Annotated in this window: 24 protein-coding genes; 11 read left to right on the forward strand and 13 right to left on the reverse strand. The window is 48.6% G+C overall.

Features of this window, described 5'->3' with window-relative positions; genetic code table 11:
* Positions 1 to 10: 10 nt before the first annotated feature.
* The 3 genes from murB to JS578_10950 all read right to left on the reverse strand — a co-directional run bounded on the left by murB (position 11) and on the right by JS578_10950 (position 2347).
* On the reverse strand, positions 11 to 1009 hold the full coding sequence (murB, locus tag JS578_10940) for a UDP-N-acetylmuramate dehydrogenase (GenBank protein ID QRX63367.1): 999 nt from the start codon (positions 1007 to 1009) through the stop codon (positions 11 to 13).
* The gene (locus JS578_10945; GenBank protein QRX63368.1) at positions 1006 to 1719 is read right to left on the reverse strand and encodes an SAM-dependent methyltransferase; all 714 of its coding nucleotides are present in this window, start codon (positions 1717 to 1719) and stop codon (positions 1006 to 1008) included. Before JS578_10945 ends, murB begins: the two co-directional genes overlap by 4 nt.
* 67 nt (positions 1720 to 1786) lie before the next feature.
* The gene (locus JS578_10950; GenBank protein ID QRX63369.1) at positions 1787 to 2347 is read right to left on the reverse strand and encodes an NUDIX hydrolase; all 561 of its coding nucleotides are present in this window, start codon (positions 2345 to 2347) and stop codon (positions 1787 to 1789) included.
* A 130-nt stretch (positions 2348 to 2477) separates the two neighbouring features.
* Here JS578_10950 and JS578_10955 point away from each other — a divergent pair, with 130 nt between their 5' ends.
* Both JS578_10955 and JS578_10960 read left to right on the forward strand, forming a co-directional pair.
* Positions 2478 to 3902, forward strand: a complete 1425-nt coding sequence (locus JS578_10955; protein ID QRX63370.1) for an rRNA cytosine-C5-methyltransferase — start codon at positions 2478 to 2480, stop codon at positions 3900 to 3902.
* 27 nt (positions 3903 to 3929) lie between these two features.
* Positions 3930 to 5063 (forward strand): HAMP domain-containing histidine kinase, encoded by a 1134-nt coding sequence (locus JS578_10960; protein QRX63371.1) that lies wholly within the window; start codon positions 3930 to 3932, stop codon positions 5061 to 5063.
* 14 nt (positions 5064 to 5077) lie between these two features.
* Here the strand turns inward: JS578_10960 and JS578_10965 are convergent, their stop codons facing one another.
* Entirely contained in the window at positions 5078 to 5761 is a 684-nt protein-coding gene (locus tag JS578_10965) for a hypothetical protein (protein ID QRX63372.1), read from the reverse strand.
* A 249-nt stretch (positions 5762 to 6010) separates the two neighbouring features.
* Here JS578_10965 and JS578_10970 point away from each other — a divergent pair, with 249 nt between their 5' ends.
* From JS578_10970 to rny, 3 genes are all read left to right on the forward strand, one after another.
* On the forward strand, positions 6011 to 6301 hold the full coding sequence (locus tag JS578_10970; protein ID QRX63373.1) for a hypothetical protein: 291 nt from the start codon (positions 6011 to 6013) through the stop codon (positions 6299 to 6301).
* 19 nt (positions 6302 to 6320) lie between these two features.
* The gene (locus JS578_10975) at positions 6321 to 6623 is read left to right on the forward strand and encodes a cell division protein ZapA (GenBank protein ID QRX63374.1); all 303 of its coding nucleotides are present in this window, start codon (positions 6321 to 6323) and stop codon (positions 6621 to 6623) included.
* A gap of 255 nt (positions 6624 to 6878) precedes the next feature.
* Positions 6879 to 8408: a ribonuclease Y gene (gene rny, locus JS578_10980; GenBank protein ID QRX63375.1), complete on the forward strand. Its 1530-nt coding sequence runs from the start codon at positions 6879 to 6881 to the stop codon at positions 8406 to 8408.
* Between the two features lie 73 nt (positions 8409 to 8481).
* On the opposite strand, the gene JS578_10985 is transcribed toward rny, so the two are convergent.
* From JS578_10985 to JS578_10995, 3 genes are read right to left on the reverse strand one after another with little or no spacing between them, the layout of a single operon-like run.
* On the reverse strand, positions 8482 to 9822 hold the full coding sequence (locus JS578_10985; protein QRX63376.1) for a glycoside hydrolase family 57 protein: 1341 nt from the start codon (positions 9820 to 9822) through the stop codon (positions 8482 to 8484).
* A gap of 20 nt (positions 9823 to 9842) precedes the next feature.
* Positions 9843 to 11099, reverse strand: coding sequence for a glycosyltransferase family 4 protein (locus JS578_10990; protein ID QRX63377.1), 1257 nt, complete (start codon positions 11097 to 11099; stop codon positions 9843 to 9845).
* 54 nt (positions 11100 to 11153) lie between these two features.
* Positions 11154 to 13094, reverse strand: coding sequence for a glycogen debranching enzyme family protein (locus JS578_10995; GenBank protein QRX63378.1), 1941 nt, complete (start codon positions 13092 to 13094; stop codon positions 11154 to 11156).
* 176 nt (positions 13095 to 13270) lie between these two features.
* On the opposite strand from JS578_10995, the gene JS578_11000 reads away from it, so the two are divergent.
* The 5 genes from JS578_11000 (at position 13271) to JS578_11020 (ending at position 18007) form a co-directional block, all read left to right on the forward strand.
* On the forward strand, positions 13271 to 13924 hold the full coding sequence (locus JS578_11000; protein QRX63379.1) for a rhomboid family intramembrane serine protease: 654 nt from the start codon (positions 13271 to 13273) through the stop codon (positions 13922 to 13924).
* A gap of 96 nt (positions 13925 to 14020) precedes the next feature.
* Entirely contained in the window at positions 14021 to 14920 is a 900-nt protein-coding gene (locus tag JS578_11005; GenBank protein ID QRX63380.1) for a diaminopimelate dehydrogenase, read from the forward strand.
* Positions 14921 to 14955: 35 nt separating this feature from the next.
* Positions 14956 to 15855: a prolipoprotein diacylglyceryl transferase gene (gene lgt, locus JS578_11010; protein QRX63381.1), complete on the forward strand. Its 900-nt coding sequence runs from the start codon at positions 14956 to 14958 to the stop codon at positions 15853 to 15855.
* Positions 15856 to 15946: 91 nt separating this feature from the next.
* Positions 15947 to 17182, forward strand: a complete 1236-nt coding sequence (locus JS578_11015; protein QRX63382.1) for an FprA family A-type flavoprotein — start codon at positions 15947 to 15949, stop codon at positions 17180 to 17182.
* A 15-nt stretch (positions 17183 to 17197) separates the two neighbouring features.
* Positions 17198 to 18007, forward strand: a complete 810-nt coding sequence (locus tag JS578_11020) for a glucosamine-6-phosphate deaminase (protein QRX63383.1) — start codon at positions 17198 to 17200, stop codon at positions 18005 to 18007.
* A gap of 94 nt (positions 18008 to 18101) precedes the next feature.
* Here the strand turns inward: JS578_11020 and JS578_11025 are convergent, their stop codons facing one another.
* Positions 18102 to 18677 (reverse strand): DUF4126 domain-containing protein, encoded by a 576-nt coding sequence (locus JS578_11025; protein QRX63384.1) that lies wholly within the window; start codon positions 18675 to 18677, stop codon positions 18102 to 18104.
* 45 nt (positions 18678 to 18722) lie between these two features.
* Entirely contained in the window at positions 18723 to 19058 is a 336-nt protein-coding gene (locus tag JS578_11030; GenBank protein ID QRX63385.1) for an N-acetyltransferase, read from the reverse strand.
* A 175-nt stretch (positions 19059 to 19233) separates the two neighbouring features.
* On the opposite strand from JS578_11030, the gene JS578_11035 reads away from it, so the two are divergent.
* Positions 19234 to 20052, forward strand: a complete 819-nt coding sequence (locus JS578_11035) for an esterase family protein (protein QRX63386.1) — start codon at positions 19234 to 19236, stop codon at positions 20050 to 20052.
* Positions 20053 to 20079: 27 nt separating this feature from the next.
* On the opposite strand, the gene JS578_11040 is transcribed toward JS578_11035, so the two are convergent.
* The 4 genes from JS578_11040 to JS578_11055 form a co-directional block, all read right to left on the reverse strand.
* A complete protein-coding gene (locus tag JS578_11040; GenBank protein ID QRX63387.1) occupies positions 20080 to 23334 on the reverse strand; it encodes a UvrD-helicase domain-containing protein in 3255 nt (1084 codons plus the stop codon).
* Positions 23312 to 23650: a translation initiation factor gene (locus JS578_11045; protein ID QRX63388.1), complete on the reverse strand. Its 339-nt coding sequence runs from the start codon at positions 23648 to 23650 to the stop codon at positions 23312 to 23314. Before JS578_11045 ends, JS578_11040 begins: the two co-directional genes overlap by 23 nt.
* Before the next feature lie 5 nt (positions 23651 to 23655).
* The gene (locus JS578_11050; protein QRX63389.1) at positions 23656 to 25473 is read right to left on the reverse strand and encodes a Na/Pi cotransporter family protein; all 1818 of its coding nucleotides are present in this window, start codon (positions 25471 to 25473) and stop codon (positions 23656 to 23658) included.
* A gap of 143 nt (positions 25474 to 25616) precedes the next feature.
* Positions 25617 to 26072: a hypothetical protein gene (locus JS578_11055; protein ID QRX63390.1), complete on the reverse strand. Its 456-nt coding sequence runs from the start codon at positions 26070 to 26072 to the stop codon at positions 25617 to 25619.
* Positions 26073 to 26079 lie beyond the last annotated feature (7 nt).

Below are 26079 nucleotides of genomic sequence, written 5' to 3' on the forward strand. Positions count from 1 at the left end.
GTTCATCCGGTTAAAAAATCCATACTTCAGGCACCAGCATCACTCCATACTGCCGGAATACCTCCTGTTGTAGCTCTTTTATGAAAGCTGCTATCTCTTTGCCGTTGTCGGTCCCATAGTTGACAATGATCAAGGCATGCTTTTCATAGACTCCCACAAGCCCTTTTCGCATCCCCTTAAAACCTGCTTTTTCTATGAGAAAAGCTGCCGATGTCTTGTATTGGTTGTCGCCGAACGTATAGAGTGGCATGTCGGGCAGTAATTGTAACAGGGCATCCTTTTCCTGTATCGTCAACAGTGGGTTTTTAAAGAAACTACCGGCATTGGGCAATATCTCAGGGTCAGGCAGTTTACGGGTGCGGATACGGATGATTGCTTCCCGTACCTGAGTGAGGGTAGGGTTTGTAATACCATCAAGCTCACGGCTCAGGTCGGCATATCTCTCGCGGTAGGAATAACTCTTTTCCAGACGAAAGCGTACGGAGGTGATTAGGTAGTGTTGCGTCTGTTTGAAGAGACTGTCACGGTAAGAGAAGTTGCACTGTTCCGGGGTGAAAGATTTCATTTTGCCTGTCTGCAGATCCACCGTGTTGACCAGTGTGATGCACTCACTTACCTCCCTGCCGTACGCTCCTATATTCTGTACAGGACTTGCCCCAACGGAGCCGGGGATTAACGACAAGTTCTCAAGACCTGCATACTCTCTTGCAACAGCCCACTCAACCAGTTTATCCCAATCTTCCGCAGCACCTGCCTCCAGCTCCACCTTCTCTTCATCCTCATGAACAAGGTGAATGCCTTTTATGGCAGGTCTGATGATCAAACCATCGAAATCTTGGGTGAAGAAGAGGTTGTATCCGGCACCCAGGACCAGCTTTTTTTCCAGAGGAAAGCGGTTAAATATCACAGACAGCTCTTCTGAACTCTCCGGTTCAGCGAAAAGTCTGGCAACCGCTTTTGTCTTGAAAGAGTTGTAGGGCTGTAACTGTATGTTTTGCTTAATATTCATGATCCTTTATAAATCAGAAAGACACAGGGCTTTTTATGCATCTCAGGTAGTTTACCTTTCCATTCTTTCACACTTCGTGTGACAATGTATTCATCTTTACACGAAATATTCATTGCAATACAGAGTTTCGTTGCCGGATTACAGTGCTGTAGAATGTCTGCAGCCATTTTATGGTTCCTGTAGGGGGTCTCAATGAATAGCTGTGTCTGATCTTCACTGTAGGAGCGTGCTTCCAGTTGCTTGATCCTTCGGGCTCTATCATTTTGATCGATGGGCAGATAGCCGTGAAAAGCAAAGCTCTGACCGTTGAAGCCGGATGCCATCACCGCCATCAGAATGGAGGAGGGGCCTACCAACGGAACAACCTTATATCCTTTTTGCTGGGCAATAGCCACCACATCAGCTCCTGGATCCGCCACGGCGGGGCATCCCGCCTCGGAGATCACGCCAACACTTTCACCTTTTTTCAAGGGTATCAGGTAGTCTGAGATGCTGTCTTTGTCAGTGTGCTTGTTCAGTTCATAAAAGGTAAGAGCGTCAATCTCTATGTCAGGGTTGCACGCTTTCAAAAAGCGACGTGCCGAACGCACATTCTCCACGATGAAATGTTTCAGATGAGATATCACCGTCATGTTGTAGGATGGGATTACTTGATCAACTGGGGTATCACCCAGCATCACCGGTATCAAAAAAAGTGAGGGTTTGTCCATTTCGCTTGCAGACCTTTTGTCTACAAAAATAGACAAAATAAGGATAAGAAACGAGGCTCAGCCTATTCTATTTCTCTTGCATCGCTATATATCTCCACAATGGTGCTGCCATCGTTGCCTGGATGATCTGATCGCTTACAAGAAGTGCCTTCACCTCATCGAATGAAAAGAGATGCACCGTGATGTCTTCCGACTCTTCCAGTGCCTGATCGCCGGTTTTCTCCACACCTTCGGCGATAAAACACCAGGAGTAGTTGTTGGCAGCGCTGGCATTGGGGGCTACACGCATAAATTCCTTCCAGTGGCCCCCGCTGTAACCGGTCTCTTCCAGCAGCTCTCTCTGTGCAGAGGCAAGTGGAGAGAGATCATCCTCTTCACACACACCGGCACACAGTTCAAAGCAGGTTTTGCCGATACCGGGGCGGTATTGTTCCACCAATATAAACTTGCCTTTCCTCGTGATGGCGATGATATTTACCCAGTCGGGGTATTCCAGAACATAGTAATCCGGTACCACATTGCCGTTGGGCATTTCCAGTTTCTCTTTTCGCACAGTGAGCCAGGGCCTCTTGTGCAGGTATTCACTTTCCAGCACTTTCCAGGGAAGGGGGGATGAATTCTTATTCATTGCACACAATTTTCAATGATGATTGGATAAGATGAGACAAAGATAGCTTTTATTGACGACGTGTAATAGGGAATCATTTCAAAACGATTCTGCAAAAATCCTTTATCTTTGCAGGTAAAAGATCTGCTCAATGAAACTCCCTGAAGATTTCATTCTCTCCATGCGGTCGTTACTAGGGGATGAATCGGCGCAGCTGTTTGAGGCACTGGAAAGCGAAGCACCAGTAACCATTCGGCTGAACCCGTACAAGTTGAAAAGAAATCCATTGGATTTCAATCTGGCTCTGCAACCGGTACCGTGGTCGGATTGGGGCTTTTACCTGAAGGAACGTCCGGCCTTCACCTTCGATCCACTCTTCCATGCCGGCTACTATTACGTGCAGGAGGCCTCCTCCATGTTCGTGGAGCAGGTGGTGCGGCAGCTGGTAAAGGAGCCGGCAATTTGTCTGGATCTTTGTGGTGCTCCAGGCGGAAAGTCGGTCAGCCTGTTGTCGGCATTGCCGGAGGGAAGTCTGCTGGTGAGTAACGAGTTGGTCAGACAACGGGCAAACATTTTGTCAGAGACATTGACGAAGTATGGAGTCTCGACCAGTGTGGTTACAAATAACCATCCCCGTGATTTCAATGCTTTTCCGGAACTGTTCGATCTTATTCTGGTAGATGCTCCCTGTTCGGGAGAGGGTATGTTTCGCAAGGATCCAGTAGCCATCGAGGAGTGGTCGACGCAGAACGTGGCGATGTGTGCTACACGGCAAAGGGATATCCTCGCTGATGTGTGGTCCTCACTGAAACCGGGAGGGGTGCTTGTGTACAGCACCTGTACCTTTAACAAATTCGAGAATGAGGAGAATGCACTCTGGGCGGCACACAGTCTGGGTGCATCGTTTGTTGAGGTAGAGATTAAAGAGGAGTGGGGAATCACTCCCTCCTTTGTTCACGATGCGATCTGTTATCGTTTTTTTCCGAACAGGACAATCGGGGAGGGGTTGTTTGTTACCCTCTTGCGAAAAAGAGATTCAGCTGAACCTGAAATTGATCAGAAGGCTCTTCACTCCGTTAAAAAAGGAAGACAGAAACCTTCTCCATTTATGAAAGATATCACTGACTTTGCCACATGGGTGATCAATCCGGAGCGGTTCAGATTCATAGAGTCCGACAATCGCATCTCAGCCCTTCCCGTGACTCATGTGGAAACAATGCTCCAGTTGAAAGAGCGCTTAAAGGTTCTCTCCATGGGTATTTCAATCGGAGAGAGGAAAGGAAAAGACCTGATTCCCTCTCATTCACTTGCGATGAGCAGTGAGCTGAATCGAGAAGCATTTGTCTGCTACGAACTGTCATACAGCCAAGCAGTGGCTTTTCTGCGAAAGGAGGCCATCACACTTTCGGATGCAACGAGGGGATTTGTTCTGCTCACCTATCACCATGAACCAATTGGATTTGTTAAGAACATCGGAATCAGGGCGAACAACCTTTATCCGAACGAGTGGCGCATACGAAGCAGTTACTTGCCGGAGACGAAACCGGAAATATTGACCGACCGTTCAGCTAACTGAAATTATTGATTATTGATTTAAAACGCGATGGTTCCCCGGAAAACTCTTACTTATCTTTTTGTGATCCTTGCAACGTTTGTAGGGGTACTCTCCCTGTTGCTGTCAGGTATGCTGGTAAAGGAGTTGTCGCAGGAAGAGAGGCAGAAGATGGAGGTTTGGGCCAAGGCTGCGGAGTCGATTTCACGTGATGAGCCTGACGCAGATATGTCGCTGGTGTTGAGTATCCTGCAGGGTAACAGCTCCATTCCTGCAATACTGCATGATGAGCAGAGTGACAGGTTGGTGTCTCACAACATCCGTTTACCGAAAGAGGATACTGCTGCCGTGCTTCGTGAAAGGATGGTACAGTTTAGCCGCAGACATGAACCTGTGAAGCTTACAGAGCTGAATCAAACACTCTATTTTGATGACTCCTATACGTTAAAGCAGTTGCAGCTTTTTCCCTATATACAACTTTTTGTCATTGCCCTTTTTGTAGCCCTCGCCTTTTTTGCGTTGAACCGCTCACAGCGGGCCGAGCAAAACAGTGTATGGGTGGGATTGTCGAAGGAGACAGCCCATCAGCTGGGAACACCCATCTCTTCACTTGTGGCATGGACGGAGTATATGAAACTGAAAGAGATGGATGCAGAGCTGTTGGCCGAGATTGAGAAAGACACAAACCGTTTGCAGATGATTGCGGAACGCTTTGCCAGGATTGGCTCCGCAACCGACCTGCAGGTGACAGACGTGCGGGAGGAGGTGAAAGAAACACTCTCTTACCTTGGAAAAAGGTTGTCAGATAAGATCACTTTTTCGTTGTTGTTTCCCTCAGAACCTGTTCTGGTATCAATCAACAAACCACTTTTCGGCTGGGTGATTGAAAATCTCACGAAGAATGCAGCGGATGCCATGAGAGGAGAGGGAGCAATCACATTTAGTCTCACTGAGAAGAAAAACCGGGTTATGTTTGATGTCACAGACAGTGGCAAAGGTATCCCACGAGCAAATCAAAAAAAAATATTCACCCCCGGTTACACCACCAAAGAGCGTGGGTGGGGACTTGGCTTAGCGCTCGTGAAAAGGATTGTGCAGGTGCAGCACAAAGGTGAAATATTCGTGTTGAAATCGGAGCCGGGAAAAGGTGCTACTTTCAGGATCATCCTTAGAAAAACAGAATGAACCCTAATCCTTGATCATGGTTTCATCTCAATTGAAGCGAATGTGACTTCAACAGATGTTGCATCGACAAACCTATTCAGGAGGTTGATGGAATATGCCACCGCCTCCTGCAGGCCCTCCTTACCGGAGTAAGCGTTAATGATCATCAAGAGGTGGGCCGTGTTGGTTGTGATTTTTGTGCGCTCTTCATCACTTGTGGGTGTGCCGATACTGCCCTTGTCGTCGCGGTAAACCGGCAACCCTTCAATATTCAGCAGACCACGGCCGATAGCCTCGAACCGTTCATTGGCTTCACCCACACCGAGTATCAGGTTACCTCCAATCCTGTCAAGATCGAATCCGCCAATCGAGTAACCTGTTTTCAGGGAAACAAGGTTAATCAGATCCACTAAAGTGTTGATCTGATATAACTCCTGTCCTTTCAAAATGCGTCTGCAAAGTGCTTCCGCAGAGGGGCGGTAGCGATTGGGGTCCTTTCCCAATCGCTTGTATGCTTCGCGGGTGGCACGAATGGCAGGGTGTAGCTTAACCTTTTCCATACTGTTAGATGAGGCAAACTGTGCTGAATAGTGATTGATCTCTTTCCACAACTCCTCGTTGTAGTCATTGTTCTTCACCTTGCAGGAAATCGCTGCCAACCGAAAATCAGGACAAGCTCGAAGAATTGCGTCGCTGATCTCAAAAACGATTTTTCTCATGTTTTTCTTATTTGCATCTATCCTTAAAAGAAGACCAAAGATACAAAATCTCAACCACAAGAGCAGAAAATGGCCATAAAGGGATGAATGTTTGAAAAATAAAAAGATTTCACTTGTAAAATTCTTTCACAATTCTTATATTTGCCTGAATTTTTGTTTTCATGCGATTATTTCATTTGTTCACTTTTTGGTGTTTGGAACTCGCAGGCATGATGTTCTGTAGTGGAATAATTTAGAGGCACGTTTCATATGACAGATGATAATAAGAAGCTGCTGGTCGATCTGGAAGTACGTATCAAACAGGTGATGTTCTTGTGTGATTCGCTGAAAGAGGAAAACGCTTTGCTGAAAACAGAGCTGAAAACCAGGAAACAACAGATCGATGAAGCTGTCTTTGATCTGAATCGCCTGAAAACAAAATATGACAGTCTGAAGGTTGCACGAACAATCACAGCGGCTTCAGTTGATGTGAATGCTGCCAAACAGAGACTGTCAAAACTGGTGCGAGAAGTTGATAAATGCATAAATTTATTGAAATAACCTTTTAAAAATTTATGTGATGGGCGACGAAAAGTTAATATTGACATTGGAGATAGCCGGCCAGAGATATCCCTTGAAAATCAGGAGATCCGAGGAGCAGGCTTATCGTGATGCCGCCGCCAGGATAAACAGAAAGATAAACCAATACCGCGTTGCCTACGGAGGAGAAAAATCCGGAATGACGACACAGGACTTTGTGGCGATGACAGCCATACAGGCATTGGCTGAGAATTTTTCTCTCGGTGATAAAAATGATACGAAACCCTTTGAAGAGAAGATTGGGTCGTTGATCAACGACCTGGATCATTATCTTAAGCATTGACTCATCTTGCTGTTTATCAGAAGTCGACAGACGCACCCTTTCTGGTTGGATGGACGATCCGCCCGGATGAGTGCGTTTGATGTTTTTAGTGAATGGGTAAGGTTTCGCCGTTAACTCCTAAGATGGAATGTGGTGGTGATGACCAATGGAAAAGAAGAATTATTGAGACAAGTCATATAACAAGAGAACAGAACATTTCCGAAAGGCAACGGATTGTTGCTTGGAGGAGAATATTAATCATTAATAAAAATTTGTATGGAAATAGTTATAGGGATTATCGGACTGATTGCCGGAGCGGTGATCGCCTGGTTCCTGACCGGTAAGGCTGCTAACTCCCGCGCACAAAAAATATTGAGCGATGCGGAGAAGGATGCCGATGTGATCAGGAAGAAAATGCTGTTGGAAGCTAAGGAAGAGACCATGGCTTTGAAAGCTGAGGCGGAGAAGCAGGCCAATGCCAGGGTATCGAAGATACAGGTGACAGAAAACAGGCTTAAACAAAGGGAAATGTCGCTCAACCAGAAGCAGGAGGAGCTCAACAAGAAGTCTACTGAACTTGACGAGATCAAGCAGAACATCGTCAGTCAGCAGGAGTTTCTGGAAAAGAAAAACAGCGAAATGGAACGTCTCCATCGTCAATCTGTTGAAAAGCTGGAGACAATCTCAGGACTGTCGGCCGAAGAAGCAAAAGAGAGACTGGTTGAATCGCTCAAAGAGGAAGCCAAGACCGGAGCCCAGTCCTATATCAACGACATCATGGAAGAGGCCAAGATGACTGCCAACAAGGAGGCAAAGCGCATCGTGATCCAGTCTATCCAGCGTGTGGCCACTGAGACCTCCATCGAGAACTCAGTCACTGTCTTCCACATCGATTCGGATGAGGTGAAAGGACGTATCATCGGTCGTGAAGGACGTAACATTCGTGCATTGGAAGCAGCTACAGGCGTGGAAATCGTGGTGGATGATACTCCTGAGGCGATTGTTCTCAGTGGTTTTGATCCTGTGCGACGTGAAATCGCCCGTCTTTCACTTCATCAGCTGGTGGCTGATGGACGCATTCATCCCGCACGTATTGAGGAGGTGGTGTCGAAGGTGAAGAAACAGATTGAAGAGGAGATCATTGAAACAGGAAAGCGAACAGTGATCGATCTGGGCATTCATGGCCTTCACCCCGAGCTTATCCGCATGGTGGGTAAGATGAAGTATCGTTCTTCATATGGCCAGAATCTCCTTCAACACTCCCGTGAGGTAGCCAATCTCTGTGCCATCATGGCTTCCGAACTGGGACTCAATCCTAAGAAAGCGAAACGTGCCGGCCTGCTGCACGACATCGGCAAGGTGCCTGATGATGAACCTGAGTTGCCGCACGCGGTGCTGGGTATGAAGCTGGCAGAGAAGTACAAGGAGAAACCGGATATCTGCAATGCCATTGGTTCGCACCATGACGAAGTGGAGATGAACACCTTGCTGGCTCCCATTGTTCAGGTGTGTGATGCCATCTCTGGTGCACGCCCCGGAGCGCGCAGGGAGATTGTGGAGGCTTACATCAAACGTCTGAATGACCTTGAGAATCTGGCGCTCTCTTATCCCGGTGTGGTGAAGACCTATGCGATTCAGGCTGGACGTGAGTTACGCGTGATCGTAGGTGCTGATAAGATTGATGATCAGGATACTGAAAAGCTGTCTGATGAGATTGCACGTAAGATCCAGACCGAGATGACCTATCCCGGCCAGGTGAAGATCACTGTGATCCGTGAAACCAGAGCGGTCAGCTATGCAAAATAAATGGTTTGCACAAGATTCAACCAATCAAAAAAAGGAGCTTTCGGGCTCCTTTTTTTGATTGGTGATATTTACTCTATTTTTCTTTTTCAGCTTTCTGACTTTTCCCTCTCGCCACCAGGAGATCCTCATTGCTGCCAATCACGGTCTTCAGCTCCAACTGAAGCCGTTTAATTTCCATCTCCTGATTGTGGATGGTGGTGAGCAGCGCATTCAGTTCTTCATTGTCGACCGTGTCGGGGTACTGTGCCCTCACACGGGCAATGAAATCGCTCAGCACATTCATGTAGTTGTTGAATGCGTCGTAGGGCGACATGTAGGGACTGAATTGGCTCTGCCCCGTGCCAAAATGTTTGGTCGACATGTAGTAGAAGTGATCGCTTGACTGGAGGTAGATCCAGTCTTGTTTGAGTCGCCTGTCGGTGCAGAGTCTTACCCTTTCGCCCACCTCGTAAAGTGATTTGAGCGCACTCTGTTGTAGCTTGTTGCCCAACCAGGCACTCACATCACGTTCTTCGTCCGACCAGGAGATGGTGTTGGGTACGAGCATGGTGCCAATGGCTTCGTGACTGTCAAGGGCTTCACCCGGTGTGGTGAACCCAATGCCGTTCTCTATCGCAAACCGAGGAAGTGCTTTGAAAAACTCAAAGATACCGGTGTGTGCCGGCTGTAGATTGCCCAATGTCTCATAGTTCATGAAGAGGTTGATCAGTTCCTCGTCGGGAGGAGTGGCTGCAATCCACGAAATGAATTTCTCTGCAGTAAGCGGATACTCGTTCCAACTGTAATTGGAGAAGCGATAGGTGATGTCATCGCTGAAACGGCTGTTCTTGAGCAACAGCTTCATCTCCGGACGAGTGGCAGCCTGATAGACGTAATTGGGACTCTTCCATCCCAGCACATGTTTGGCTCCTTCTGTGATCATCCTGGTATAACCCATGTCGTAGACCATTTCGGCAATCTCGTCGGAATAGATCAGTTCCGTATTGCGTACCACTGTGGGCTTTATACCAAAAAGCATTTCGATGCGTTGAGCATGCTGTTGTACCTGATTGCGAAATTCCTCCGGATCGAAGAGGCTCGAGAGTGAGTGGGCGTAGGTCTCGGTCAGGAATTCCACATGACCGGTTTTTGCGAGTTCACGGAAACCATCTATCACCTCGGGTGCAAAGATCTCCATTTGTTCCAGCGCTACTCCGGAGATGGAAAAGGTGACCTTGAACTTACCCTTGTACTGATTCACCAGATCCAGCAACATCCTGTTAGCCGGTATGTAGGAGCGGGCAGTAATTTGTTGGAGGATCTCCTCATTGGCATAGTCGTCGAAGTAATAGTGATCTCTGCCAATATTGAAAAAACGATACCTCTTCAACCGGAAAGGCTGGTGAATCTGAAAGTAAAAGCAAATATTTTTCATATGATGTTGTATTTGTTTGTCTACATTAGACTGTCGTAGATGTGACGAATCTTCAGTCCGGCATCTTCCCATTTGATGTTGTCCACCTCAATCTTTCCTTCTTTCTTGAGATGTTCCGCCATGGCGGGATAGGTGCAGATCGAATAGATGGCGTCGGCCATCGCGTCTACATCCCAGTAGTCGGTTTTGATCACATTGTGCAGGATCTCAGAACAGCCTGATTGGTATGAGATGATGCTCGGAACGCCACATTGCATCGCCTCGAGGGGTGAGATGCCAAAAGGTTCAGATACTGAGGGCATCACATAGACGTCGCTCGATTTAAGCATCTCATACACCTGTTTGCCACGCAGGAAACCTGTGAAATGGAACTTGTGGGCAATCCCCCTATCGGCTACCAATCGGATCATCTGATCCATCATATCCCCGCTGCCGGCCATCACGAAGCGGATGTGATCAGTCTTGCGGATCACCTGGGTGGCTGCATCCACAAAAAACTCCGGCCCTTTCTGCATGGTAATCCTTCCAAGAAAGGTTACGACCTTCTCCGATACGCCTGATTGACGTTCAATGGCATCTATCTCAGGACTGAGGGGGTCTACTGCATTGTGTACGGTAGTTACCTTCCAGTAGGGTTGGTGGTAGTTTTCGATGACGGTCTTACGCGTCAGATCGCTCACACATACAATGTGGTCGCAGTTGTCCATTCCATCCTTTTCAATATTGTATACTATCGGGTTGGGTTTCCCACGGCTCCGGTCAAATTCGGTGGCATGTACATGGATGACCAGTGGTTTACCGGTTACACTTTTTGCATGCAGACCTGCCGGATAGGTGAGCCAGTCGTGGGCATGGATGATATCAAAGGCGTAGGATCGGGCAATCACACCTGCAACAATGGAGTAGTTGTTGGTCTCCTCCAGGATGTTGTTGGGATATCTGCCGGAGAACTCAAGACAACCCAGATCGTTGGTGTGCATGTAGCTGAAATCTGCATAGATATGGTCTCGCAGTTGAAAATAATCTTTCGGATCCATGAACTTCTCCAGGCGTGCTTGTGCTCTTTCCCAGTTAATGTCGTGCCAGACGATGGGGGTGTTGTTTGCCCCTATGATTTTAAGGAAGCTTTGGTCTTCATCCCCCCATGGTTTGGGAATCACGAAGGTGATCTCCATATCCTCTTGTTGTGCCATCCCCCTTGTAAGCCCGTAACTGGCTGTTCCGAGGCCTCCCAATATATGTGGCGGAAATTCCCAGCCAAACATTAATGCCTTCATGCGTACTTTTTTTATGATTGTAGAAGTCGTTGCCGACTCAATCTGTTCGGTTCTTTACTTGTATTTATTGATGATTCTTTGTGCTCTCAACAGTTCCGCGACACTCATAGCAAATGAATATCCACCGTGTGCCATGAAGGGCGGGTTGGAGTCATAAAACTCGGAGATGGTGCCGATGCAGTCGTTTTGCATCTCTCCCTCCATCTCCACCATGATCCGGTCTGCCAACGACAGGCCACTCCTTTGGAACAGCTTGAGATAAGCTTCTATGTAATGGCCCACTAGCCAGGGAAAGGCCATCCCGTTGAAATAGGCTGTTTTTTTCTCCTTCTCATTTCCCCGGTAGTGAGGGTGAAAACGAGAACTCTTGGGGGTCAGTGAGCGGATGCCACAAGGAGTAAGAAGCTCCTTGGTGACAAAATCGATTACCGATTTCTTTTGGTATCTTTCCAGTGGTGAATAGGTGAGAGAGATGGCAAGAAGCATATTGGGACGTACATCCGGATCCTTGAAGTTGCCATCTACGTAATCATAAAGATATCCCGCATCGTTCATGAATTTCTCCTTGAACGAGTTGCCCGCAAGCCGTGCTTGCTCTTCCAGTAAAGCTGCCTCTTCCTCGTTACCGGCATTGCGTGCGATCTCTTCGGCGAACTTCAGGGCATTGTACCATAGTGCGTTGAATTCCACCAGAAATCCCGATCGGGGTATGACAGGCTTGCCATCATGTAGAGCATTCATCCAGCTTACTGCGACATCCCTTCCGTAGGTGCTGAGCAGTCCTTCCTCCTCTTGGTATGCCAGGTTGGGATGCTTTCCTGCTGACAGATAATCAATGATCTCGAATAGAAATGCTGAATACTTTTCTCTGAAACTTTCTCGCTGCTCATTGTGGTATTGTTGAAGCGCCCATACTACCCACAACAACACATCCGGATCATCTATCTGCTTGAGGAAGCTTTTGGAAGGTTTGTTATTCATGAAGTTCCTGAGATGTGGAATCGCGGTATCCATGATTTTCTCAAAGTCATCAGATTTGTCAATTGCCAGCGTGCAGCCGGGAAGAGCAATAAACTGATCCCGTGCCCGTACTTTGAACCAGGGATATCCTGCCAGGAGGTAATGTTCATTCTTGCCGGGGATATAGTAAAACTGGTGACTTGAATTTTTCAGGCAGTTGAAGAAACTTGATCTGGGTGTCCGTTTCTGGATCTCGAATTCATATTCACCAGCCAGATTGGCAGGATCTACCATCATATCTCCTGCTGAGAAGATGATCGATTCGTTCTTCTCTATCGACATCTCAAAATATCCCGGTACATAAAGATCTTCCTGGTAGGTATCCCCGTTAAGCAGGTCCTGCAGGTATTCAATATCCTTGTACCAATCGGGATGATATACAAATTCCGGTTTCTTGCTGAACTGCATGTATAATTCAGGGTATCCGAAATACATGCAGGTGCTGATGCCATTCTCTACCTCCCTGAAAGAGCGGTCCACCTGGTCGTTCTCCCGTGTAAGCTGTGATATCTTGCGGAACGCCAGGAAGGGGCGAAAGCGGATGGTGGTAGGAGAGTGGGCATCCAACAGGGTATAACGGATCATTATCCGGTTCTCCTTCGAGGAGAACATCACCTCTTTCGAGAGAATCACCCCCCCGATGCGGTAAATGGTCTTTGGTATACTGTCAGAGTTGAACTCCCTGATATATTTATGCCCCTTTGGACTGTAATTATCGCCGGCATACCGGTGAATGCCCAGGTTAAACTCAGCCCCGTGCTGGATCACTGTTTCGTCGAACGAGGAGAGGATCAGATGGTTCTCATCGTCCATGTAGGGTACAGGCATCACCAGTAATCCCTGGTACTTGCTGGTATTACACCCCGAAATCGAGGTGTTCTGGTATGCGCCTTTACGGTTGGTCCTTAATATATTCCGGTAGAGGGAATATTCAAGGTTAATCATCAGCTCTTTGTCAAATTTAAGATAACTCATCGCCAGTAACAATTTAGGGTAGGGTGCCTTCCGTTGAATTCCTGCGAAAGATAATAAAATTGCCTCTATCGAACAAACGAAAAAAAGAATTAATTGATTAATCCCGGTCTAATTTACTCAACTGCGGAAATGTTAGTACTTTTGTTGCTGATCAGTTTGAACAAGAACCATTGAAAATGGAGCAGCTGGAAACAGATAAGGTGACACTGGTAAAGAGACGGATATGGCTTGCATCAATCCCGGCCATCCTTTTTTTGGCTCTTTTATGGTTGATATTCCTGGTAGGTCAGACCCTCCTTGACCAGCATGAAATCATGCAATTGGGAGTCACACCCGGAGAAATGAGAGGTCTTTGGGGAATCTTCTTTTCCCCTTTGCTACACACGTCATTCTCTCACCTTTGGTCAAACAGCCTTTCATTGTTCATCCTCACATGGTTTCTCTTTTATTTTTACAGCAAGATAGCCTTTAAAGCCTTTGTAGCCATGTGGTTCATCAGTGGAATGATCACCTGGCTGATTGGCAGGAATGCACTCCACGTGGGTGCCAGCGGACTCATTTTTGGGATGCTTTTCTTCCTGTTCTTCAGTGGCATCATCCGTAAATATACTCCGTTGATAGCGGTATCCCTTATTGTGGCTTTTATTTACGGAGGCTCTGTTTGGAGCATCTTTCCGGTTACAGAGTTGGTCGATCCTTCAATATCCTGGGAAGGCCATCTCTCCGGGGCACTCACCGGATTGATCATGTCAATTGTTTATCGCAAGGAGGGACCTCAAAAACCGGAGGTGGTATGGGATGAGGAAGAGGAGATTGAAGATGATATTTGATTTGAGAAATGGGATTTAGGAATAATGCACATTTTTCCCTATTTTTGCAGGATTAAGATTGACAATCAAAACAACAATTACAAATATTTGATCAATATGTCAGAAAAAATCAGAGCTGCCGTAGTAGGTTACGGTAACATCGGAAAATATGTGGTGGAAGCACTAGAGACAAGCCCCGACTTTGAAATAGCGGGCGTGGTAAGACGTGATGCAACAGAAATACCGGTTGAGCTTCAATCTTACCCGGTGGTAACGGATATTGCCCAATTGGAAAAGGTGGATGTCGCGCTTCTTTGCACGCCTACCCGTAAGGTGGAAGAGTATGCCAAGAGCTGTCTGGCGAGAGGTATCAACACCGTTGACAGCTTCGATATCCACAACCAGATCGTGCCGCTGCGAAGTGCTCTCGATCTCACGGCTCGCAAACATAACGCCGTCTCGGTAATCGCGGCGGGCTGGGACCCCGGTAGCGACTCCGTGGTGCGTACGCTCCTGGAGGCATTGGCCCCGAAAGGAATCACCTACACCAATTTCGGCCCGGGCATGAGCATGGGACATACTGTGGCTGTGAAAGCCATTGAAGGAGTGAAAGCGGCACTCTCCATGACCATCCCCACCGGTACCGGCGTACACCGACGCATGGTTTATATTGAATTGCATGAGGGTTTTGATTATTCATCCGTTGCAGATGCGATCAAAATAGATGACTATTTTGCACATGATGAAACCCATGTCTTCCAGGTTGAAGATGTGGAAGCCCTCAAGGATATGGGGCACGGGGTTCTGATGGAGCGTAAGGGGGTGTCTGGCATGACTCAGAATCAGCTTTTCAGTTTCGATATGCGCATCAACAATCCCGCATTGACTGCACAGGTGCTGGTCTCCGCTGCCCGTGCCTCGATGAAGCAGCAGCCGGGTGCCTATACCCTGGTGGAGATTCCCGTTATAGACTTATTGCCGGGTGATAAAGAGGAGTGGATCAGAAAGCTGGTCTGATTTTTTATTATCTTTGTCAAAAATCTGAATCACGAATGGACTTACTATTATCTGTTACCTGGGATGTGGACCCCACACTGTTCACCATTTTTGGAAGGGAGATTCGCTGGTACGGCCTACTCTGGGTTGTGGGACTGATTGTAGCTGTATCAATGGTGCAGCGCATCTTCAAACATGAGGATCTGCCCGAGAAATGGTTCGACTCACTCTTCGTTTATATGATGGTGGGCATCATCGCCGGTGCACGCCTGGGGCACTGTCTCTTTTACGAGCCTGGCTACTACCTTGCCAACCCGGTGGAAATCCTCAAGGTGTGGGAGGGCGGTCTGGCCAGCCATGGTGGTGTGATCGGTATCATCATTGCAGTGTGGCTCTATTCGAGGAAGGTGACAAAGCAAAGCATGCTCTGGACCTTCGACCGGGTGATGGTTCCTACCGGCTTTACTGCCGCCATGATCCGTCTGGGGAATCTGATGAACCACGAAATCTACGGGGGGCCAACCGACCAGCCCTGGGGTTTCCGCTTCGTAGATAACATTTATCAGTGGATGCAGGGTGCTGAGCCGATTTTCACCGAACCGTCGCATCCGACACAGATTTACGAAGCTGCGGCCTACCTTGTGGTATTCGGCATCACTGTCTGGCTATATTGGGGCACTGATTCCAAAGACCGAAAAGGGTTGATCACCGGGGTGGGGATCCTGATCATCTTCCTCTTCCGCTTCTTCGTAGAGTATATAAAGAATGTACAGGTGGACTCCGAAAATGCCATGCGGGAGAGTACCGGTCTGATTCTCGGTCAGTGGCTCAGCGTACCATTCATCATCTGGGGACTCTGGCTCATTGTTGCAGCACTGAGACACCCGGCAGTGATGGCAGACACGCCCCGCCAGTCGGAGATGGCAAAGCCCTACACACCGAAAAAGAAGAAATAAGCTTCCGACTTTCAGCTATATTCTCTCAGCGGGACACTTAATAACGTACAAACTTACCAACTTAATAACTTCGAACCTCGAACATTTTCCTATGTCCAAACCACTTGAAATTGCCAAAGATGTCTATTACGTGGGAGTGAACGACCGCACAAAGCATCTCTTCGAAAACCTTTGGCCGCTGCCCTACGGAGTCTCTTATAATTCCTACATCATTGACGACGAAAAACGGGCTCTGATTGATACGGTAGATGTCTGCTACTCCGATCAATTTTTTCAAAAAATTGTGACTGCAATAGGCGATAACCCCATCGATTACCTGATTGTCAATCACATGGAGCCGGATCACTCCGGCTCGATCGGATTGTTGCTTAGCCGCTACCCCGATATTCAAATCGTGGGGAACAAGCACACAGTGAAAATGCTCAAGGGATATTACGGCATATCAAGAAATGTGATCCAGATTGAGGATATGCAGACACTGAACCTCGGCCGCAATACTTTGCAGTTTTACCTGACGCCAATGGTACACTGGCCGGAGACCATGATGACCTACCTGCCCGAGAAAAAGATGTTGTTCAGCGCCGATGCGTTTGGCACATTTGGAACGCTTGACGGTGGTGTGATGGACAGTCAGTTGATGCCCGAGCGCTACCGCAGTGAGATGATTCGGTACTATTCCAACATTGTGGGTAAGTTTGGTTCACCTGTCCAGACAGCCCTGAAGAAGCTCGCGGAGGTGCCAATCGAAGCAATCTGCTCCACCCATGGGCCCATCTGGACAGTGAAAGAGAACATCGCGGAGGTGGTCGGTCTTTACGACAGATTGAGTCGCTATGAAGGGGAAAATGGACTGGTCATCGCCTACGGGAGTATGTATGGCCATACCGAGCAGCTGGCAGAATTGATAGCTGCCGAAGCGGCTGCAAATGGAATCCGGAACATCGTGATGCACAATCTTGCCAAAAGTCACATCTCTGATGTCATCCGTGATGTTTTTACCTATAAAGGGTTGATCGTAGGATCTCCCACTTATAACAACAAACTTTATCCCAGCGTGGAAAGCCTCCTCTCCGCCCTGCAAAACAGATCCCTCAAAAACCGTTTCTTCGGCTATTTCGGCAGCTTCACCTGGGCCGATGCCTCGGCCAAGCAGCTGGCAGCCTTCGCGGAAGAGTCGGAAGTTGAGTTGGTGGCCGATCCGGTTGTGATGAAGCAGGCGATGATGGATGAGGTGGAAGAGAAAGCGCTTACATTGGCCAGAAGCATTGCCTGTAAGCTGTTGACGGGTGCAGCCGTTACATCCGGCAAGAAAACCGATTGTCACTAAATAAGATATTGCAACATGAGACTGATTATTCAACCCGATGCCACTCAGATGGCACAGTGGGCAGCGAACTATATCGCTGCAAAAATCAATGAGGCGGCTCCTACAGCCGAGAAACCTTTCAAGCTGGGACTTCCCACCGGTTCATCTCCCTTGCAGACCTACAAGGGCCTGATTAAACTCTATGAGGCAGGAGTGGTGTCGTTTGAGCATGTGATCACCTTCAACATGGATGAGTATATCGGATTGCCGAAGGAGCATCCCCAGAGCTACCACACCTTCATGTGGGACAACTTCTTCCGGCATATTGACATCGTGAAAGAGAATGTGCATATCCTGAATGGGATGGCGGACAATCCTGAGGCTGAATGCGCCGCCTATGAGCAGGCGATTGCAGATGCCGGCGGAATTGATCTCTTCCTTGGAGGGATAGGCCCTGATGGGCACATCGCTTTCAATGAGCCCGGCTCCTCCCTCAGCTCACGTACACGCATCAAGACACTCACCACCGATACGGTGATAGCAAACTCACGATTCTTTGACAACGATGTGGACAAAGTACCCAAAACCGCACTTACTGTTGGTGTAGGGACGGTGCTGGATGCCAAAGAGGTGTTGATCCTGGTGAATGGCCACCACAAGGCCAGGGCGCTCTATCACGCGGTGGAGGGTGCAGTCACACAAATGTGGACCATCAGTGCTCTGCAGCTGCATGAGAAAGGGATCATCGTTTGCGACTATGATGCCTGTGCCGAACTGAAGGTGGGTACCTATAAGTATTTCCTGGATATTGAGCATGACAACCTCAACCCGGATTCGCTATTGTGACATTCGTATAGAATTAGTTGCCACCACACGATCTGTCGATGTGGCATCAAGGTGAGTAAGAATAGAGAAAAAGAGTGTGAGCGGTTTATGCCGCTCACACTCTTTTTCTGATCAATTTCCTATAGGCGTAGCGAAGTAGCAGGATCATCACAACCACCAACAGCACAGCAACCAGGATGGGGGTGAAGAGCGACATGACGGAGAACCCGGTTGCTGCCACCCCCTCACCGGTGGAGACAACCGGATTCCCAAATCCGGCTGTGAGGCTTGTCGAGGTGAGACGTGTCATGGAGCTGGCACTTTGGATGGTGGCGGCAGCACTACCCCCCACCACAAATCCCATGACCCAGCGTATCCACTCGCTTTCAGCGGGGAAGACAGATGTCATCAGCAATGTACCGGCACCTACCGACAGGGGGGTGGCAATGCTATCCAGCAGGTTGTCTACAAAAGGAATGTAGTAGGCCATCACTTCTACGATGGCTGCTACACCGAAACTTATGATTGCAGGCATGGATCCCATCCATGCAAAACTTTCACCCAGTGGGATGAGGCCAATGCGTGATGCGATGCCCGCTACCAACAACGGGATAAAAACCCTGAAGCCGGTACTGGCACTCAGGCCGATGCCCAGGGCAATGGCGCTGATGGTTTCGATGTTCATCTCCATGTGATGTTTTTTTTGATGTCGCGATTTTAGCTGTAAGACAGTTTGCTACCCTTTAGGTTTAATACCGCAGGCCTCGCCGGTTGGTTCATCATCCAGGCGTTGCCAGATATCGGCATACTCTTCGGGACGTCTTTTGAATTTCACCATGATATAAGAGCAGGAGGGGATCACTTTATATCCCTCTTCGCGGGCAAAAGTGATCATCTTGTCGAAGAGACGGGCAGCGATGCCCTGTCCTTCCAGTTCAGGGCGTACCCCGGTGTGATAAGCATTCAGAAGCTTATCCTTTACTTCGAAGTCCAGCTCTGCAATCTGTCGTCCATCTTGTTCAATAAAGAAACTACCCCGTTTCTTTTCATCCATCTTGAATTGTATTTCCATTATTTTGCTTGTTTACGTTTGATTTGTTTAAAACGTTTTTACCCTCTGAATTGTTGTGTCAGGTTGATGGTCACCAATGAAAGTCAAATCTCATACAAGTAAATGGACCGATATTGTTTGCAGAAACAGTACTGTTTTTTTGTAACTTTGCACAATAACACAAAAAATCGATCCTATGAAACGTTTTTTTCTTTCGACACTTTTGGTTGTCAGCACCATCCTGGGCCTCTTTTCTGCAACTGTCGATACCGTAAAAGTATTCAGCCCTTCCATGAAGAAGGAGATCAAAACGGTGGTGATTAAACCAACCAATACAAGCGAATCAACAAAATTCCCAGTGCTCTATCTGTTACACGGTTACAGTGGTCGCTATGATGGCTGGATCAACGAAGCACCCCACCTTGCCGGTCTGGCTGACCGTTACGGCATGATGATTGTGTGTCCCGATGGTGGTTACGGCAGTTGGTACTGGGACAGTCCGGAAGATCCTGCGTTCCGTTACGAAACCTTTGTTGCAGGGGAGCTGATCAGGTACATTGACAGCCATTACAACACCATCCCTGCCCGCGAAGGAAGAGCCATCACAGGACTGAGCATGGGTGGGCACGGAGGGCTCTACCTCGGTTTCCGCAACCAGAATGTGTTTGGAGCTTGCGGGAGCATGTGTGGAGGCGTGGATATTCGTCCCTTTCCTGAAAACTGGGATATGGCTGATCGTTTGGGGAAACTGAGTGATCATCCCGAGAGATGGGAGGATTACAGCGTTATGGGACAGTTGCATCTACTCAGACCGGGAAGCACAAAGATCATCTTCGACTGTGGTACGGAAGATTTCTTCCTGGAGGTAAACCAATGGCTCCACAATGAATTGCTCTATCGGAATATTCCGCATGATTTCATTGTTCGTCCGGGAGGACACAACCCTCATTACTGGGGAAATGCGGTGAAATACCAGATCTTGTTTTTTCATGATTTCTTTGCGTCAGCGAAGTAAGACAAGCGACCGGCTCCTCTTCCCACATTACACGGGGAGCAGGTGCCCTGTTTTCATGTAGAAGAGATAACCCTTTACATTCCCGAATCCCATTTGGCGGATTGTTTGGAGGTAATGCTGTACCTGTCGGATATGTTTTGAATCCTCCAGCTCGCCGAACTTGTAGTCGGCAACAATCACTTCACCATTCCCGATCATCACTCTGTCCGGACGGCGAAACCCCCATTGGGGATGCAATAGTTGCATTTCATTTAATACCGTGTACCTGCCATCAAACCAGTCAGCTACCTCCGGCAGTGACAACATGGCCTGCAGCTTGCGGAGGGTTTCATCGCGATTCGCTTCCGGCAGCTCACCTTCCGACACCTTCTTGTCAACGGCCAACGGCAAATCGGACAATGTCACCACGTCGCTGACGATGGCATGCATCAACTTGCCATAATCACGACTGCCATCATCGGAGAAGTAGCCTATGCCATTAAGACGTAGCTGCAAACGATCTTCAATGGGTATCGATTGCCACTTGCCAGTTTTGGTTACGGCTACCGGGTGAATCCCTTTTTTGCTGAATGGTGTGGCATCGCCATACAACAGGGTTTGCTCATCAGCCGAAAAATAATCCCTCAGTTGCACCTGTTCCCTCTTCTCATCTGAAGGAAGAGGGTCCTCGTTGATGCACCTCCAGAGAAGGGTCGCCACATCAGAAATGGACTCAGATTTCCCGGGCTGCGGGGCAAAAGCTATCAACCGGTGTTTGGCTCGGGTGAAAGCCACATAAAGCATGTTGAGGTTGTCAATGTATGTGAACAACCGCTCTTCCAGGTATTCCTCCCGGAAGATGGTCTCGGTCAGTCTCTTTTCATATTTAAGTGGCGCGATGCGCAACCTGTCAAAGGGAGCCACTTTGGGTTTGCACCAGATGATGTTGGTGCTGTTCGCTGAATGATCGGTGTTCCAGCTGAGAAAGGGCATGATTACCGCTCCGAATCCGAGCCCTTTCGATTTGTGAATCGTAATCAGTCGAATCGCATCCTGGCTGTCGGGTGAAAAGAGTGCTTTCTCGTGACCTTTCTCATCCCACCACTCCAGAAAGCTGTTGAGGTCACTCGAACGACTGGTGCCAAAGCGGAGAGCGATATCGAGGAATGCCTGCACATGGGCGTTTTCCATCTCATCTATGGCATCAACAGAGAGCGCGAAGAAAGACTCTATCATCTCATACAAGGGGAGTGTTGCCAGTTCCTTGAAACGAGCCTGTAACTCGTCTGGAAATTCGCCGTTGGTTTCTTCCGTGTAACTTCTGATTGCCTCTTCGGGTGTTGTCCGTTCATGAAAGCGGAGATACTCATAGTGGGCCATCATGCGACGTGTGTTGTCGTTTGGATGTTGAAAATGACGCATCATCGCTATCACCGCTTTCACTGCCTGCGCCTTCCCAATCTGTAATGCTTCGTTAGAGATGATGTCGTAGCGGTAGGGGCTCTCAGGATGTTGTTCCGCGTAAGCCAGCAATCTTTCGGCTACCTCTGCTGCTTCCTTGTTGGTACGCACCAGGATGGCAATATCCTTCAGCGCAAAACCCTGCTCCCGGAGCTTATCGATCTCACCCGGAAGCTGTTCCAACGCTTTCTCTTTCCATTTTTGATCCTCATCGTTGTTCAGAAATTGCACCTTCACCTGGCCACCGCTCCCCAGTTTGTGAGGAGGCTGCTCCTGATAAACCTCTGCGTAGGCGTCAATGATCTGTCTGTTGGGAGTTGCATCCGTGTTGGCTTCACTCCCTTCGCGTATCAGGTTGTTGACCTCCTCTTGCAGGATAGTTGCCGCGGTGGTGAAGAATGCATTGTTGAACCGGATAACATGGGTGTCGCTCCGCCAGTTGGTATCGAGCAGGTGATTACGGATATTCTCTCCATGAAGATCCACTTCCACCGTTTCTTCCAGCAGGCGCCAATCGGAGTTGCGCCAGCGATAGATGCTCTGTTTCACATCTCCCACAATCAGGTTGAAGTTGCCGGAGGCGAGACTCTCACGGATCAGCGGCATGAAATTTTTCCACTGCATGCGTGAAGTATCCTGAAACTCATCAATCATGTAGTGCGAGAGAAGGGTTCCGGTTTTCTCAAAGATGAAAGGTGCATCGGCACCGGCAATAATCTGATTCAGTAACTCGGTGGTGTCGGAAAGGAAAAGGGTGTTGTTCTCCTGCTGGAGGTTGCGCAAGCGATTTTTGATGTCACTCAGGATGCCGAGGGTGTAGAAGTTCTGCAGGATCGCCTTGGCCGTATTGTAAGCAATATTCTCCTTGTAGAGTCGGATCACATTCTTGATGGTCTCATTCAAACCGTTGTCATAGGCTGCCTGAATTTTGGATACCCTCTCAGGTTTACAATTCTTCGCACTCCATCTCTCCGGTTGGTCTGGAAAAGACAAAAATGTGGGAGTCAACTTAGGCAGCTCTCCCTGTGCCATCTTCGTCAGTTTGAAAAATTGGGATTTGCTGCCCCCGATGAATTCGGATGGTTCTAAACCCTCTTTTTGCATGATGGCAACAGCTTTGGCCCCTTCTTCCCTGACTTCGGCCTCATATTGTTTGATGATGCGGAGCAGCATCTGTCGGTACTCCTCCAGAAACTTTTTGTCGCGGATCATTGCAAACTCTTCCGGTGTCAACGACTTGTAGGTCTCATTCGACAGCTCCCCGGCAAGTTTATACACCTGGCTTTCAATCTTCCACTTTCCTCCCTCCTCGATGCTATCCTTCATGAATCGCAGCAACCAGTCGGAAAGGGATTTGTTCTCCGGTTTGTCCAGTTCGGAAAGCATCAGGTCCACCGCCTCTATCAGCATGGCAGATTCCTCCACCTCGATGTTGTAACCACCGGCCAACCCGATTTCACGGGTGAATGCCCGCATGGTGCGCTGGAAGAAGCGATCGATGGTGCTTATGTTGAAGGCTGAATAGTCATGCAGGATTGTCTCGAGGATACTTCTCGCGAGGCCCCGGACACGCCCTTCATTCATCGTGAACTCCTGCATCAGATCCTCTAGGTAACCTGAGGGATCACCGGCGCTGAGGTGGTACAACTCCTCCACGATGCGTGACTTCATCTCTTCTGTGGCCTTGTTGGTGAAAGTGACCGCCAGGATGTGAGAGTGATTGTTGGGACGGGAAAAGAGCAGACGCAGGTATTCACCGGTGAGGCGGTGTGTCTTACCCGATCCGGCGGAGGCTTTGATCAGATGGAGCAGCTCCCGTTCAGATGATGCGTGCCTTGGCATATCCCTCATTCTGGAGAATATCCAACACCTTCGTGCGGTGGTCGCCTTGGACGATGATCTCTCCCTCTTTGGCCGAACCTCCCACGCCGCATCTCATCTTCAACAGCTTGCCCAACTCCTGCAGATCCTCATCACTTCCCCTGAAACCGGTGACCAGTGTCACTGCCTTCCCCTTGCGGTTTCGCTTGTCAAGGCTGATACGCAACAACTGTTTTTCCTTCGGCAGGGTGGTTTCCGTCTCTTCATCCTCTTTCTGATAATGGTAATCAGGATTGGTTGAGTAGACAATGTCGAGTCGTTTCTTCCAGTCGTTCATGGCTGCTAATTCTGTTTCTTCTCAAGCGATTCAATCACGTTGATGATGTAATCACCCATTCGTTCACACTCCGAAACGATGTCGATGTAGAAGACTCCGTTTTGGTAAGAATAAAGTTTTTGGTTCAGGTTTTCCACGTTCTCCCGTTTCAGCAGGTTTCGCTTCTCGTTGATGCTGCTTTCGATGTGCCGGCTGTTCAGCAGATCACTCTCGGTGAGCTTGTGTTCTTTCAGCAGTGCCTGCATGTTGTCGAGGGCTTTCTCTATCTCTGCATACATTGAGTTGATGTTTTCAACGATGCTCACCTCAAACTCCACACCTGCTTCCATCTTTCGCTTCAGGTGACGGGAGATGTTGCAGATTGAGTCGGCAATGCTCTCGATCTCTGTCACCGCGCGCAGAATGGAGCGTACCCGCTCTTTGCTCTGGTTGCTCAGCTTACCCTCTGCCACCTTGCTCAGGTAAGATCCAATCTCCACCTCCATCCGGTCGCAGATCTCTTCATATTTTTCGGTGCGATTGTAGAACTTGAGAAACTTCTTGTCTTTGTTTTTCAGGTTGGTCATCTTCTTCACGAAGCCGAACATCTTCTTCACGCGGGCAGCATATACCTCTACCTCTTTTTCCGCCTGCAGGATGGAGAGCTCATCGGTTGAGGCCATCCCGGTGGAGATATACTGCAGGATGAATTCTTCGTCCTCCTCTTCTCCCTTTTTCGGGTGAATCACGGTAAGACATATCTTTTCATAGAGCTTCACAAACCAGATCATCAGGGCCACGTTGGTGATGTTGAAGAGGGTGTGGAAGAGCGACAAACCGTAAGAGGTTGCTGATTGATAGCTGTGATACTGATCCTGCAGTGCTGCCAGTTCCGGAGACAGTTCTGCCCTTGAGAGGGTGGTGATCTGTGAGTAGGTCTCCGGTGAGAGTGAGGTCACAAAATTTGTGATGCCGGAGGGGGGGACCGATGCAAAGCTGGGAACAATGTTATCGACCAGCTGTACAAAATATTTGAACACGAAGAGCATCCAGATCACCCCCAGCACGTTGAAAATAAAATGGGCAAAGGCGGTCCGCTTGGCGGAGAGGTTGGCCGGAATGGCGGCCAGGTTGGCGGTGATGGTGGTACCGATGTTTTCTCCCATGATCATGGCTGCGGCACTGGGAAAGTCAATCCAGCCCTGTACCGCCATGATCAGCGTCAGCGCTACAGTGGCACTGGAGGACTGTACAATGATGGTGAGCACGGTCCCCACCAGCAGGAAGAAGAGGGTGGAAAGGAGGCCCATGCCTGTGAAGTTCTGTACGAAGGCAAGTACTTCCGGATTGTTCTGCAGGTCCGGCATCGCCCCCTTCAGGAAGTCGAGTCCCATAAAAAGAAAGGCAAATCCGAAGATGAATTCGCCCAGCGATTTGTTCCTGCTCCTGGAGGAAAAGATCAGCGGCAATGCGACCCCCATGAGCGGGATGGAGAGGGCGCTGATGGAGAATTTACCAAAGCCGAAAAAGGAGATCATCCAGGCGGTCACCGTGGTACCGATGTTGGCGCCCATGATCACACCGATCGATTGGATAAGGCTTAAAAGCCCCGCGTTCACGAAGCTCACCACCATCACCGTGGTGGCGGAAGAAGATTGTACCAGGGCGGTGATCAGTATGCCGGTGAGAACCCCCATCAGCCTGTTTTTTGTCATCGCCGACAAGATATTCCTCAATTTGTTGCCTGCCAGTTTCTGCAGACCTTCGCTCATGATCTTCATCCCGTAGAGGAAAAGTCCCAGTGAGCCTACAAGCTTTAAGAAATCAATGATTCCGTACTCCATTTTCCAAATTTTTACATAAAAGAGTCTACAAACTTAAAAAAAATAAGTGAGAATGGAGGCAGTGAGTACCAAAAAAAAGAGGATACACCTCCCAAAATTTGGGTAAGGTGTATCCCCCAACGCAATGAAATATCTATTGCCCCTTACAAGCCAAGCACCTCATAACCGGCAAGCTGTTTCGACAAAGCATAAGCAATACCATTCTCTACCACCTCAATTTGCGGTGGAAGCTGGCTGCGATCCACTTTTTGACCATTCACTGAGAATCCGCAGGCTTTCACCTGCAGGTTGGCATCGGCAACTGCTTGTAGGATTGGTTCCATCACTTCTGGCTTGGTAAGTTCAGTGACTGTCTGTCCGCATATCACCACCTCCATGCTGTTGAATTGATACTTTTCATCCTGTTGCATCAGGCTTACCGCATGAGCGATGGCTCTGATCTGTTGCACATTGCTGGTCAGGGTAAGGTAGTCTTTTTTCTTCACTTCGGCTGTCTCAGCAGCTGCAATCGGCTCATTGTTTTGTTCAGCTGTCTGTGTGCATGCTGCGAGCAGCAGGGCTGAGATAGCCACTATCATTAGTTTGTTTATTTTTTTCATAATGCTT

This window comes from Dysgonomonadaceae bacterium zrk40, from assembly GCA_016916535.1.
GTDB lineage: Bacteria > Bacteroidota > Bacteroidia > Bacteroidales > Dysgonomonadaceae > Proteiniphilum.

Coding starts and splice junctions, on each gene's coding strand:
- JS578_11020 (QRX63383.1), top strand. CDS start 17,198: ATGAGACTGATTATTCAACCCGATGCCACTCAGATGGCACAGTGGGCA.
- JS578_10995 (QRX63378.1), bottom strand. CDS start 13,094: ATGAGTTATCTTAAATTTGACAAAGAGCTGATGATTAACCTTGAATAT.
- JS578_11005 (QRX63380.1), top strand. CDS start 14,021: ATGTCAGAAAAAATCAGAGCTGCCGTAGTAGGTTACGGTAACATCGGA.
- JS578_10990 (QRX63377.1), bottom strand. CDS start 11,099: ATGAAGGCATTAATGTTTGGCTGGGAATTTCCGCCACATATATTGGGA.
- JS578_11000 (QRX63379.1), top strand. CDS start 13,271: ATGGAGCAGCTGGAAACAGATAAGGTGACACTGGTAAAGAGACGGATA.
- rny (QRX63375.1), top strand. CDS start 6,879: ATGGAAATAGTTATAGGGATTATCGGACTGATTGCCGGAGCGGTGATC.
- JS578_10960 (QRX63371.1), top strand. CDS start 3,930: ATGGTTCCCCGGAAAACTCTTACTTATCTTTTTGTGATCCTTGCAACG.
- JS578_10975 (QRX63374.1), top strand. CDS start 6,321: ATGGGCGACGAAAAGTTAATATTGACATTGGAGATAGCCGGCCAGAGA.
- JS578_11030 (QRX63385.1), bottom strand. CDS start 19,058: ATGGAAATACAATTCAAGATGGATGAAAAGAAACGGGGTAGTTTCTTT.
- JS578_10950 (QRX63369.1), bottom strand. CDS start 2,347: ATGAATAAGAATTCATCCCCCCTTCCCTGGAAAGTGCTGGAAAGTGAA.
- JS578_10965 (QRX63372.1), bottom strand. CDS start 5,761: ATGAGAAAAATCGTTTTTGAGATCAGCGACGCAATTCTTCGAGCTTGT.
- JS578_10955 (QRX63370.1), top strand. CDS start 2,478: ATGAAACTCCCTGAAGATTTCATTCTCTCCATGCGGTCGTTACTAGGG.
- JS578_11035 (QRX63386.1), top strand. CDS start 19,234: ATGAAACGTTTTTTTCTTTCGACACTTTTGGTTGTCAGCACCATCCTG.
- JS578_11025 (QRX63384.1), bottom strand. CDS start 18,677: ATGGAGATGAACATCGAAACCATCAGCGCCATTGCCCTGGGCATCGGC.
- JS578_11045 (QRX63388.1), bottom strand. CDS start 23,650: ATGAACGACTGGAAGAAACGACTCGACATTGTCTACTCAACCAATCCT.
- JS578_10945 (QRX63368.1), bottom strand. CDS start 1,719: ATGGACAAACCCTCACTTTTTTTGATACCGGTGATGCTGGGTGATACC.
- JS578_11040 (QRX63387.1), bottom strand. CDS start 23,334: ATGCCAAGGCACGCATCATCTGAACGGGAGCTGCTCCATCTGATCAAA.
- JS578_10970 (QRX63373.1), top strand. CDS start 6,011: ATGACAGATGATAATAAGAAGCTGCTGGTCGATCTGGAAGTACGTATC.
- JS578_11055 (QRX63390.1), bottom strand. CDS start 26,072: ATGAAAAAAATAAACAAACTAATGATAGTGGCTATCTCAGCCCTGCTG.
- lgt (QRX63381.1), top strand. CDS start 14,956: ATGGACTTACTATTATCTGTTACCTGGGATGTGGACCCCACACTGTTC.
- JS578_11050 (QRX63389.1), bottom strand. CDS start 25,473: ATGGAGTACGGAATCATTGATTTCTTAAAGCTTGTAGGCTCACTGGGA.
- JS578_10985 (QRX63376.1), bottom strand. CDS start 9,822: ATGAAAAATATTTGCTTTTACTTTCAGATTCACCAGCCTTTCCGGTTG.
- JS578_11015 (QRX63382.1), top strand. CDS start 15,947: ATGTCCAAACCACTTGAAATTGCCAAAGATGTCTATTACGTGGGAGTG.
- murB (QRX63367.1), bottom strand. CDS start 1,009: ATGAATATTAAGCAAAACATACAGTTACAGCCCTACAACTCTTTCAAG.